Annotated in this window: 12 protein-coding genes; 9 read left to right on the top strand and 3 right to left on the bottom strand. The window is 53.9% G+C overall.

The features are described from left to right. Positions 1-717 precede the first annotated feature (717 nt). The 5 genes from ACFPPD_RS14840 (at position 718) to ACFPPD_RS14860 (ending at position 5345) form a co-directional block, all read left to right on the top strand. Complete coding sequence (locus ACFPPD_RS14840; RefSeq protein WP_209751856.1) at positions 718-2001, top strand: ABC transporter substrate-binding protein; 1284 nt, start codon at positions 718-720, stop codon at positions 1999-2001. A gap of 4 nt (positions 2002-2005) precedes the next feature. Continuing rightward, on the top strand, positions 2006-3010 hold the full coding sequence (locus ACFPPD_RS14845) for a FecCD family ABC transporter permease (RefSeq protein ID WP_209751858.1): 1005 nt from the start codon (positions 2006-2008) through the stop codon (positions 3008-3010). Then, positions 2995-3837, top strand: coding sequence for an ABC transporter ATP-binding protein (locus tag ACFPPD_RS14850; RefSeq protein ID WP_209751860.1), 843 nt, complete (start codon positions 2995-2997; stop codon positions 3835-3837). The genes ACFPPD_RS14845 and ACFPPD_RS14850 overlap by 16 nt, the downstream gene beginning before the upstream one ends. Positions 3838-4557: 720 nt before the next feature. Next, positions 4558-4839: an AbrB/MazE/SpoVT family DNA-binding domain-containing protein gene (locus tag ACFPPD_RS14855; RefSeq protein WP_209751861.1), complete on the top strand. Its 282-nt coding sequence runs from the start codon at positions 4558-4560 to the stop codon at positions 4837-4839. Positions 4840-4844: 5 nt separating this feature from the next. Then, positions 4845-5345 (top strand): PIN domain-containing protein, encoded by a 501-nt coding sequence (locus ACFPPD_RS14860; protein WP_209751868.1) that lies wholly within the window; start codon positions 4845-4847, stop codon positions 5343-5345. Positions 5346-5523: 178 nt separating this feature from the next. On the opposite strand, the gene ACFPPD_RS14865 is transcribed toward ACFPPD_RS14860, so the two are convergent. From ACFPPD_RS14865 to ACFPPD_RS14875, 3 genes are all read right to left on the bottom strand, one after another. After that, the gene (locus ACFPPD_RS14865) at positions 5524-6141 is read right to left on the bottom strand and encodes a GDSL-type esterase/lipase family protein (protein ID WP_209751870.1); all 618 of its coding nucleotides are present in this window, start codon (positions 6139-6141) and stop codon (positions 5524-5526) included. Positions 6142-6292: 151 nt separating this feature from the next. Beyond that, positions 6293-6496, bottom strand: a complete 204-nt coding sequence (locus ACFPPD_RS14870) for a DUF378 domain-containing protein (protein ID WP_209751872.1) — start codon at positions 6494-6496, stop codon at positions 6293-6295. Between the two features lie 149 nt (positions 6497-6645). After that, positions 6646-7149 carry a GNAT family N-acetyltransferase gene (locus tag ACFPPD_RS14875; protein WP_378082552.1) on the bottom strand — a complete coding sequence of 168 codons (504 nt, stop codon included), beginning with the start codon at positions 7147-7149 and terminating at the stop codon, positions 6646-6648. Positions 7150-7294: 145 nt separating this feature from the next. On the opposite strand from ACFPPD_RS14875, the gene ACFPPD_RS14880 reads away from it, so the two are divergent. From ACFPPD_RS14880 to ACFPPD_RS14895, 4 genes are all read left to right on the top strand, one after another. Next, on the top strand, positions 7295-8515 hold the full coding sequence (locus tag ACFPPD_RS14880) for an MFS transporter (RefSeq protein ID WP_209751874.1): 1221 nt from the start codon (positions 7295-7297) through the stop codon (positions 8513-8515). Next, positions 8512-9021, top strand: a complete 510-nt coding sequence (locus tag ACFPPD_RS14885; protein WP_209751876.1) for a GNAT family N-acetyltransferase — start codon at positions 8512-8514, stop codon at positions 9019-9021. Before ACFPPD_RS14880 ends, ACFPPD_RS14885 begins: the two co-directional genes overlap by 4 nt. 120 nt (positions 9022-9141) lie before the next feature. Further along, positions 9142-10008, top strand: coding sequence for a sulfurtransferase (locus ACFPPD_RS14890; protein WP_209751878.1), 867 nt, complete (start codon positions 9142-9144; stop codon positions 10006-10008). A 467-nt stretch (positions 10009-10475) separates the two neighbouring features. Then, entirely contained in the window at positions 10476-11792 is a 1317-nt protein-coding gene (locus ACFPPD_RS14895) for a P-loop NTPase family protein (RefSeq protein WP_209751880.1), read from the top strand. The last annotated feature ends 228 nt before the right edge of the window (positions 11793-12020 follow it).

Raw genomic sequence — 12020 nt, forward strand, 5'->3', positions numbered from 1 at the left:
TCTCCGATGATGCTTTAATTATACAGAAAAAAGGTACAGCCCCCTCAAAAATCTGGAGGACTGTACCCTTTCTTCAAATACGGACTTTTTCAGTGGCCTCTTGGTGAAGGGGGTGGTTTTTTTGTCGTTTTCGGCGGGGAAAAGGGGGAGGAGGCGACAACCTGCAAAAGTGCAGGTTGTTTTGGGCAAAACCGCCGGGATGGCTCAATAACCTGCAAATGTGCAGTTTGTTTGGCGGGAAGGGGCGATTTTACTCGAAAATGCGAAAACAAACTGCAGCTGGTGCAGGTTGATGTCGTGAGTTCCCGGAATACGGCGCAACAACCTGCACTTTTGCAGGTTGTGCGTTGGTGGCGGAGGGGAATTGGCTTGTGGTGGCGTGCGAAGTAGGTGAATCGGGGTATTGGGGGCGCGAAATTGGCGGATTGGGGTGCGAATCGGGGGATTGGGGCGCGAAATTGGCGAATTGGGGTGCGAATCGGGGTATTGGGGGCGCGAAAATGGCGATACGGCGGGGAATAGGCGGATTAGATGCGGATCGAGGTACGAATCGTCGCCGTTGCGGCGCTAACGGCGGCAAATAGGCCCGAGCACACGGCACGCGGCGCCTACGAGGGACAAGTAAGGGAATGTCGCCCAAATTGATATTGACATTGATAATCATTATCAACTACAATCTGTAATTGAAAATGATTATCAATATCAGGAGGCTGGCCCATGTCGTTCAAAAGACATATCCAAGGCATTATGGCTTTATCCCTATTCGCATCCGCGGCGATTTTCTCGCCCGCCATCCAGAATAAAGCGGAGGCCGCCGCTCCGGCTATCAAAATAACGCTAGACGGCAAGACGCTGTCGATGGACACGGCGCCGCAAATCGTGAACAACCGCTTGCTCGTTCCTTACGGCAGCGTCGTGTCGGCTATCGGCGGCACGGTGGATTGGAACGCGACGACGAAGAAAGTGACGGCCAAGAAAGACGGCGTTACGGTTACATACACGGTAGGCTCGAAAGCCGCTACCGTCGGTTCGGAGAAAGTCACGCTGGACGCGGCTCCGGTCACCGTCAACAACAGAACGCTCGTGCCGCTTCGTTTTCTGGCGGAATCGTTCGGCATGTGGGTGAAATGGAACAATACGTCCAAGCAACTCTCCATCTCCACGACGCTGACGGTACAGACGAAGACCGGGCCGCTCACGCTGAAGAAAAAACCGACGCGCATCGTGACGCTGTCTTCCTCCGATACGGAGATCGTTTCCGCGCTCGGCGGCAACGTCGTCGGCCGTTCGACCGCGCTCGGCAAAGTGTATCCGGCGTCCGCCGCTTCGATCCCGGAAGTCGGCAGCGCGCACGGCATCAACTTCGAGAAGCTGGCGACGCTGAAGCCGGATCTGGTCATCGGCAGCCCGGCGCTGCAACAAAGCAAAGCGACGATCGAGCAACTCGGCGCGACGATGCTGTTCAATTCGCACAATCTGTACTCCGAGATTCAGAATTCCATCCGTCTGTACGGCCAAGTGCTGGGCAAAGAAGAAGAGGCCGACAAGCTGCTGGCCTCGATGGATGCGAAGATCCGCATCGCGGAGCAGACGAAGCTGCAAACGAAACCGAAGGTCATCATCCTGTATGGCGCTCCCGGCAGCTTCGTCGTCGCTCTTCCTTCCAGCTATCCGGGCAACTTCCTGGAGCTCGCGGGCGGGGTGAACGCCGGCGCGGCGTTCCCTAAGAACGACCAAATGCCGCAATACGCGGACCTCAGCATGGAACGGATCATCGCCGCTAACCCCGACGCGATCTACTTGATCACTCACGGCGATCCGGCGGAGATCAAAACGAGCTTCAAGAAAGAGCTCGAATCGAATGCCGCTTGGAAAAACCTGACCGCGGTCAAGAACGACAACTTCGAAGTGCTGGACAGCGAACTGTTCGCCGCCAACCCGGGCTTGCGCGCTCCGGAAGCGGTACTCAGCTTGAACCAACTGCTGCGGCAGGTGAAATAAAAGCATGAAAGATCCAAGAAAGTCGAAGCGGGTTCTCCTCCTCGGAGTCATGCTTGCTTTGCTTGCCATCGCGATCTTGCTAGGGCTGATGATCGGCGCGGTGCCGCTCTCGGCGAAGGAGGCGTGGACGGCTCTGTTCTCCGGAACGGAGTCCGAAGCTCGCCAGATCGTATGGAACCTGCGCTTCCCGCGCGTCTTGATAGGCTTGCTCGTCGGGATGAGCCTCGCGATCGCCGGTTCGTTCATGCAAGGCGTGTTCCGCAATCCGCTTGCCGATCCGGGCATTATCGGGGTATCCTCCGGCGCCGGATTGGCCGCGGTCGCGATCATGATCCTGTTCCCTCAGCATATGGCGTACTTGCCGCCGGCCGCTTTCCTCGGGGCGCTGATCGCGACGGGCGTCATCTATCTGCTCGCATGGAAAGGCGGCGCGCCGACCGGGAGACTGATCCTGGCCGGCGTCGCCGTCAATTCCTTGCTCGGGGCGGGAATGACGGCCCTCATGATCCTGAACAGCGAGAAGGTTCAATCCGTGTTGCCTTGGTTGTCCGGCACGTTAAACGGGAAGAGCTGGAAGCATTTCGATACGCTGCTGCCTTACGCGATAGTCGGCATCGTGGCTTCCTTGTTCCTCATTAAGCAAGCGAACCAGCTTATACTGGGCGACGAAGTCGCCAAGCTGCTCGGCAACCGGGTGGAGCGTAGCCGAATGCTCGTCATCGTGGCGTCCACGTTCCTCGCGGGCGCGGCCGTCAGCACGGTCGGGATGGTCGGCTTCGTCGGATTGGTCGTCCCGCATATCGCCAGGCTTTTCGTCGGGAACAACTACCGGTTCTTGGTGCCGGTATCGGCGCTCGGAGGAGCGACTCTCGTCATTCTGTCGGATACGGCGGCGAGAAGCTGGTTCGACCCGATCGAATTTCCCGTCGGCATCCTGCTCGCCATCTGCGGCGGACCGTTCTTCCTATATTTACTGAGGGGAGGTATGAAAGGGTGGAAACCGTCTTAACGGCAGCGGATCTGCGGTTCGGCTACTCCGATCGGCTGCTGATCGACGGAGTCGGATTGGATATCGTCAAGGGCGAGATCGTCAGCATCGTCGGGCCGAACGGCTCGGGCAAGTCCACTGTTCTCCGGCTGTTGACCCGTCTCTTGAACCCCTCCGGAGGAGCCGTCTTCCTGGAAGGGGAAGCGATCGCCCGTTTGAATACGAAGAAGGTCGCCCGGAAGCTGACGATGTTGCCCCAGACGCAAGACCACTTGCTCGACATGACGGTGCGGGATCTCGTTCGCCAAGGACGGAATCCGCATCTAAAATGGTACGAGGAATGCCGAGGCGAGCACGAAGACGTCGTCGATTGGGCGATCGCGATGACGGATTTGACGGCCTTGCAGTATCGTCAGCTCTACACGATGTCCGGCGGCGAACGCCAGCGGGCATGGATCGCCATGGCGATCGCGCAGAAGCCGCATACGCTGCTGCTCGACGAGCCGACGACGTATTTGGATATCGCCCATCAGCTGGAGATCATGGAGCTGTTGCGCCATCTGAACGAGACGCAAGGCATCACGATCGCGATGGTGCTGCACGACTTGAACCAAGCTTCCCGGTACAGCGATCGCATAATCGCGATCAAGGACGGCAAGGTCGTTCGCCAAGGCGAGCCGAAGGCCGTGTTCGACCAAGCGTTCTTCCGCGACGTCTTCTCTATAGAAGCGAAAATCCGGATAGACGGCGGCAAGCCGGAATTCACGCCGTACGGCGTCGTTCGCGCCCGCGCGGAAGAGCCTCCCGAAGCGCGTACGGCGACGAAGAAACGGGCGCCGACGCATTGAGCGATCTATGAGCTCCGCGTGGAAACACGCCTTAAAGATCGGATCAATTCGCTCTTGGCGTCAACAGGAGAACAAATGGATAAGATGAAATCCTTCATCGGTTGCTGCCTGATCGGCCTGCTCATTCTGATCTGCTTACTTTGGCAGTAACACAGCGAAGAGAGGAAGGCGTACGAAAAACCCGCCATGCTAAATCCCGTGATCGGGGTTCGCTCATGGCGGGTTTTTCGGTCATGGTCGCGATCCTTGCAGATCACTTTGAATGGCCCGCCTTCGCGAAGTTAGTTTGTTGTTTGTCGTAATACGTCGTAATTTTGTTTATATTATCTTATTGGTATGTATTGTGTAAATAGTTTAACTTTTTATTATTCCTTGACTTTTTTTGAATGGGTAGGTGTATAATACAAGTAAGGTTAGGCTATTGCTGTTTATATTTTGAGGGGAGTGATGCTTGGAGCAAAGGGAAGTAATGATTCATTGGAAATAAAGATCACGGCCATTGAGAAGGAAATTACCGCAGAACGAAGTTATTGAAACTCTTGATAATCGACTTGATTACCCCATTCGATCAATCTAATAGACCGTAATAATTGCGAACAGAGCCGGAAACCTTAAAAACAACCAAAACTAAACCATGCTCGACCAACTTACCAAACCATATAAATACTCTATCTCTACCTTATGGTGCCTTTAGGTCGCGCTTAAGGAGAAATCAACTGAATGATGACAAAGTATGAGACTGGAAAACTGTCTGCAAAAGGAGTCGTTGCGATACCCGTTAAGGTCAGAAAAATACTCGGTGTTGAGGAGGGCGATAAGCTCGAATTTGAACTGGAAGGTGAACGCTTGATCGTTCGCGGCGTTAAACAGGTGTCCATTTGGGACGTCTTTGGCAGTATGAAATTAGACAAACCACTCGTAGACGTAAAGGAACTCAGAGATCAATACCGAGAGGGGCTGATTGCTGATGACTTACAGCGTCGCAAAAATTTGGAGGAATAAGAAAAATGAAGACAAAGTTATTGGTAGATGCCAACATTGGTTTGCGCATCTTAGTCGGTCAACACGACATTGATGTAGCAACATCGGACAAGCAGCGCAAGAACGCCGAGTTCATGTATGAAGAGACTCGGAAGGTACTCGTCGAATTGGCTAATGGGAGAGTTGTGTTACTCTTCTCTGACGCCGTCGTTGAAGAAATGATTTTCGTGCTAAACAAGTCGTACGGCCGCGGTAAAGCGGAAATCTCACATCGCATATCTGCTTTACTTGCCGTCGTGGGTATCGAATCCTCTACAGCCATTCGTGAGGCGGTCAAGCTGTTCGGAACCGTTAATCTCGATATTGTTGACATAAAGCTCAGCGTGTTAAGCAAAGAGCTAGGCTTACCCGTACTTAGCTGGGACAGCGGATTCAAACCTCTTAACTGCGAATATTACTCGCCTGACGAGTTACATATAGACGAAGGCGCCGACGAGTCTAACGTCGACGAAGACGACGAACAGTAAATCGCGCTGATTACCGCCATCATTTCAAAAGCCCGAGATCCAGGTCATTTTCGACTTGGTTCTCGGGCTTTTTTGCTTCAGTTGTTTGGTCTTAAACGGCATCGCGCAGAAATAACGCCCCGATGCGGAGGGCGTTATTCCGTGCGTCGGCGTAGCCGGGAACGCTCGCAGGCGGTTTCTATCCGAGCGGTCCGTAGCCTAAGCGGTCGAGCGCGTCGGCGATGACGGCGTAGCCCCGAGAGTTCGGGTGGAACCGGTCGAAGAAAAGTAGTTCCCGCTCTCTTCCCGAGAAGGCGTCGTAGATGTTCGCCACTCTTACCGTCGCGTCTTGTAAATTGTCCAGCTGGGCGTTGAACCGCCTGATCCAGACGCTCGACTCCGGCATGGCCGGAGACGGGTTATACAGATCGACCAGACGGATCAAGTAATCGCGCTGGCCGACCTTGAGCTGCCGGATCGCTTCCAGCATGGCCGCGATATTATGGCGGCTCTTCGCCAGCGCTTGCCTGTACGCGTCGGAGTTGCCGTAGCCCTTGGCCGCGTCGACGAGATCGTTGCCGCCCGCCGTGATCGTGATGACGTCGGCGTTGCGCAGCGTCGTCCTGACGCCGTAATCGCTACGGATGACCGCCAATATTTTATCGGACCGCGCTCCCGACATGCCCAGGTTGTCGTAGACGACCTCCCGTTGCAGCCGATGCCGCATGATGTTCGCGTACTTGGGAACGAATCCCCCGCCGAACAAATCCCCGACTCCCGAAGTCAAGGAATCCCCGATCGCGGCATAATGGATCATTCGACCGCCGCCTTTCCCTCGTCATTAGCTATTCTCAGCATATGTCGCAAGCGGCCGTCCGTTCATGCCGGGGCTCGGGGATATTCAAAGCACAAAGACCCTCCCGGCGTCCGCCGAGGAGGGTCTTTGTGCTTCTTTGCGATCCGTGGGTTCAGTCGTCCCGGGTCACCTTCCCGAACAACGCGAGCGCGTAGAGCGCGGCGATGCCGACGACGGTGTACACGATCCGCGAACCGACTTCTTCCGTTCCCCCGAAAATTTCGCTGACGACGTCGTACTTGAACAAGCCGACGGACAACCAGTTCAGTCCCCCCAGAATGACGAGCAACAGACTGAGCGCGTGAAGTGCCTTCACTCAGAAACAGCCTCCTTCACCGGGCGATGACGCCCTGATTTGGTATAACTGCCTGACGGAAGCCTGCCGGTTCTTGGTTGTTTACTCTAATTTTATGAGGGGGAATCGAGGGATATGTCAGAACACGCCATGCGCGCGGCAAGCCACGCCTATCGGCGTCCTTGCCATACCATGACGTAAAGGTTCACCGTACCGTGAGCGGCCCTGCGCGAATATTGGTCGGTCCGCTTGAAACCGGTCTTCTCGTACACGCGGATCGCGCGCTTGTTCCATTGCTCGACTTCCAGATCGACTTCCGCGCCGGGCTGCCGGCGAAGCGCCTCCCGGACGAGCATGCGGGTGAGAAGCGTTCCCCATCCCCGGTCGCACCGGTCCGGCCGCAGGCCCATGCCGAGCCGCACGACGCCTTCCATCGGAAAAAGCTGGGCGTACCCCACGAGCTCCCCGCCCTCGGTCTCCCTGACCGCCAAATATTGTCGCGACCGGATGTCCGCGTCGGCGAATTCCAGGCCGTTCTTCTTCATTCGTTCCCACTCGGGCCACTTGAACCGTTCGTAAGGAGATGGATACCGCCATTCGCAGATGGCTTCGCCGTCTTCCTCCGTCATGGGCTCAAGCGCCAGAAGCGGCTTCCCTGCGTCGTCTTGATGCATGCTGCGACCTCTATTCTCTATTTTCGTACGCGGGCGTACGGGGATCTGTTCCTTCATTATAACGGATTCGGAGTGGGAGAGCAGGCGGCGGGCGTGGTATGATAGGGGAGTTGATCGGAATGGGAAAAGCAAAGGGGAAACAACGATGGCTCGGCTGATCTTCTTGGGGTGCGTGGCGTATTTGGCGATCGGGCTCGGGCATTTGGTGCTGGGGACGATCATGGAGCCGATGGTCGACGCTTACGGAATTAAATACGGCGATGGCGGACAGCTCGTCATGAACCAGTTTCTGGGCGGGATGTTCGGGATGCTGATGACCCCGTGGCTGATCGGACGTTTAGGGAAAAAAACGCTGCTGCTCGGCGCGTTCACGATTACCGTGATCGCCGAGGCGGTCTATGCGTTGCAGCCGGCTTGGGGCGTCATGCTGGCGTCGGCTCCTTTCGCGGGACTCGGGCTTGGGTTGACGGAGGCGATCGTCGGTTCGATCATTATCGGCTCGGCGGCCCGGGACAGGGCGAACGTGGCGATGAGCCGGGTCGAGGTGTTTTTCGGAGTGGGCGCGCTGATCATGCCGTTCGTCGGGGCGTGGCTAATCGCGAACGGGCATTGGATCGCGGCGTTCATCGTCGTCGGCGCGCTCATGGCGGCGACGCTGGCGCTGTGGATCGCTTTCTGGCCGACAATCGTGGATGAGGGCGGTGCGGGAGCTGGCGTTGGTGCGGACGAAGTAGCCGCATCGGCGGAAAATGGCGGCGCGAGCGCTTCGAGTCGCGGACGGGCGACGCTCGTGCTGGCGATCGGGGCGTTGTTCTTCCTGGTGTACGTCGGGTCGGAGATGAGCTTCGTGCATTACTTGCCGTCGCTGCTCGTGAACGACAACGGCTTGTCCGATTCGACTGCGTCGCTGTCGCTTAGCGTCTACTGGGGCGCGATGGTCGTCGGCCGGATCGTGTCCGGCTACGCGGCGGACCGTTGGGGCGGAGGCATCTATATGCTCGTCACTTGCGTGTCGGGGGCGATTATTTTCGTCGCGCTCGGCGGCTTGCATACGACGGAAGCGACTTTCGTGCTGACGCTGCTCGCGGGACTCGCGATGTCGGGCATGTTCTCGGTGGCGCTCGTGTACACGAACCACGTCGTGCCCGGCGTGACGGAGCGGACGACAAGCCTGCTCATGGCGAGCGGCGGCATCGGCGGCGCGCTGTTGCCGAAGCTGACGGGATGGTTCCTGGACGAGTGCGGGACGGATGCGACGCGGTGGTTGTTCGCGGGTATGGCGATTGTGATGTTGGCGGTTATTGTGGCTCAGTTGGTGGCGGCTCGGGGGTTAAGGGGGATTAAAGGCGTGGAGGTGTCTCGATGAAGGTGTTGGAGACGGAACGGTTGGCGCTTCGGCGGCAGACGCCGGACGATGCGGCCTTTATGCTGGAGCTGATGAACGATCCCGATTGGATCGCGAACATCGGAGATCGCGGAGTCAGAACGGTCGAGGATGCTCGGGATTACATCGCGCGGGTCGCGCTGGCTTCCTATGAGCGGTTCGGGTTCGGGTTTTATGTTGTGGAGTTGAAGGATGGCGGAGTGCCGATCGGCATTTGCGGATTGGCGAAGCGGGATTTTATGGCCGATGCGGACATCGGGTATGCCTTTCTTCCGGCTTATCGAGGACAAGGGTATGCTTTCGAAGCAGCCTCCGGGGTGATGGCTTACGCTCGCTCGGAGCTGGGAATGGACCGGATCGCGGCGCTCGTGTCCGACGGGAACGAGGCTTCGGAGAAGCTGCTGGCGAAGCTGGGACTGCGGGACGAAGGCTTGATCCGGTTCGGGGACACGGACGAGATGGTGAGATTGTACGGGACTGGGAAATAGGGTAAGTACGGGTTAAAGGCAAAGATTAGTGCGGAGAAGCTTGAAGGAAATATGGAAGATTTCGTGAAGGATAGAAGATTACGTGAAGGATAATAGAAGAGCGTGGAGGAGATGTCGAGGATGAAAAATGTCGTTCCTATTAAGTGGGTACTGGCACGCATGTATGAGTCGGATATTGTGATCGTCGATTGCCGGTTCCAGTTGGGCAAGCCGGATGCCGGACGCGAGGCGTATACGGAGTCGCATATTCCGGGCGCGGTGTACTTGGATCTAGAGAAAGACTTGTCCGCGCCGGTCGAACTCGACGGTCACGGAGGACGGCATCCGCTGCCGGATGCGGCGGTGCTGGCGGATCGGTTGAGCAAGGTCGGCATCAGCAACGAGACTCGGGTCGTTGCTTACGACGATCAAGGCGGAGCGATGGCGTCGCGATTGTGGTGGCTCATGAAGTATCTCGGCCATGAGCAAGTGTATGTGATGGACGGCGGCTTCACGGCATGGAAGAACGCCGGATGTCCGGTGTCGGCCGAGCAGAAGGTGCTCATCCCTGCTCGGTTCCTGGCGACCGTACAGCATAACATGCTGGTCGAGGTCGACGAAGTTCGCGAATCGCTCGGCACGGGACGATTCGTATTGGTGGATTCGCGAGAGGCGCCGCGGTATCGCGGGGAGGCGGAGCCGATCGATCGGGTGGCCGGGCATATCCCGGGCGCGAGGAATTTTTTCTGGGCCGAGGGCCGGGGGCCCGACGGCACGTGGAAAAGCGCGGCGGAGCAGGCCGCGCGGTTTGAGGGTTTGGCTCGGTCGCAGGACGACGAGATCGTCGTATACTGCGGCTCGGGGGTTACCGCGTGCCCCAACGTGTTGGCGTTGGGGGAAGCTGGTTTTTCCCGCGTGAAGCTGTACGCGGGGAGCTGGAGCGATTGGATTAGTTATGCGGGGAATCCGATTGCGGTAGGGGAAGAGGAAGAACCGAAGGACGTATAGCAGTATCTCCGTAACGAATACACCGCCATGTAGCCCAAGAGCCATGGCGGTGTATTTGATATGCCCGGAGTCAACAAGGAGTCAACAAGGAGTCAACAAGGAGTCAACAAGGAGTCAACAAGGAGTCAACAAGGAACGAGTATGCCTTGTATGTATTTAGAGCGTTGGTCAAGTCGAGCACTCGCTAATAACCAAAAGAATATCTGAATTCCTCTTCTTAGGGTTCAGGCCTCGGCAATATATAAGGTGCTGACTCATGCAGCCCATTCTTTTTGAAGTCAACAATTCAAGCATTTAAGTGTCAAATCAACACAAAGTTAACCCGCTTATTATTTTTAAGATTTATCGCGGTGAACCGTACCATAAGTAACGGCAAGTTTATGTAGAAAATAATAAATTTATTTACTTGGGTATTTATGGTAGTGTTATATAGTTGTCTAAATGATCAATTAAGTGGGGAATATAAAATGTTTAAATGGGGATCCAAAAGTTATTCTCTAGATGATGTATTTGGATTAAGTGAAAAACCTAAAGAAGACTGCCCGACTTATATAATTCGAGATGTTCATGAACAATTTCAATATCTTATCGAACATGATAATCGCCATATAGTAGTATATGGAGCATCAAAACAAGGGAAAACGTGGTTAATTGAGAGATACTGCAAATCTTATGTGCGAATCGGTTGTGATCCTAAAAATAGTAGAGAGATGTTGTTCAGGGCAATTTTACAACAGTTGGGTGAGAATGTTGGAAATGTTGAAACCAATTCAGTAGGTGAAGTAAGTGGTGAAGCTGGAGCGACAGCCAAAATTGGAATTAAAGCAGGTATAGAGGTGGGGACAGATTTAACAGGAAAAGTGGTTGGAAAAGCTACGGAAGGTAATAAGTTGACTTATACTAATATTAACTTGGAGAGTACCGATGAAGTAATACGAGCAATTAAAGAAAATATATCAAATAACTTTATTGTACTTGAAAACTTTCATTACTTGAAACAAGAAGTTCAGAAGGAGTTCGCTACTGCACTAAGGGAATTTTTATTTCATAATATCCGAGTAATAATCGTAGGAGTTTGGAAAGAGTCTACAAAAGTAAATGCACTAGTCCCCGATTTAGGAGATCGAGTAGAAACCGTTGATATAGGTGATTGGACTCCTGATGAACTTCGGAAGATTGTTTCTGAAGGTGAGAATGCATTGAAAATCAAAATCTCTGACGAGATCGTAGATAAGTTCATTGATATCTCCGGAAGAAATGTAGGAATGTTTAAATCAGTATTAAAGAGTTTTTGTTTCAGAAACAGGGTCTTTAAAACTAATGACAGGGTAGTGCAATTGGCGGATATCACAATTTCAGAACAAGCTATTCAGAAGAGTTATGAAGAAGCAATAACACCAGCTATTGCAAGGATTCATAAGTTGGCAAGTATGCGTTCAGGAAGTAAGGGTTTACGTTACTATATCGTCCGGGCAATTCTAGATTTTATGAGTGATTCAACTGTCGATCAAATAGTCGATGGCATTCCTGTTGAGCAAGTTATTAAGACAATTAAAGACTATAACGAAGAAGTGTTCCAAGACAGCAATATTAAGCAGGAGCTAGGGTTATTGCATCTGCGTGAAGAAACGATTGATGTAAACTATATTCCGTTGTTTTACTTTGACTCAGGTAAAGGGAAAGTATTAATTGTAGACTCTTCATTAGTAGCAGCAACTAGATACGATATTCTTAACTTAAGAGATGTACTCGGTCCCAAAGAACAATACATAAAAAATTCATAAGAAATACCAGCTTTAAGACCCACATTTAATGTTGGGTCTTTTTGATTTCACAAAACTTGCCGTTACAAACAGCGCGGAGAACCGTACCATAAGTAAAGGCAATTTTTTTCGGAATATCCCGCAACAGACGTAAGCGTCAAATAGCCCCCACCTATTAAATAGATGAGGGCTAAGTTATGCTGATCTATGATTTAAATATACGGCAGGTCAACGGCAATGACGACGACC

The sequence above is a fragment of the Cohnella suwonensis genome, assembly GCF_042655365.1.
Classification (GTDB): domain Bacteria; phylum Bacillota; class Bacilli; order Paenibacillales; family Paenibacillaceae; genus Cohnella; species Cohnella suwonensis.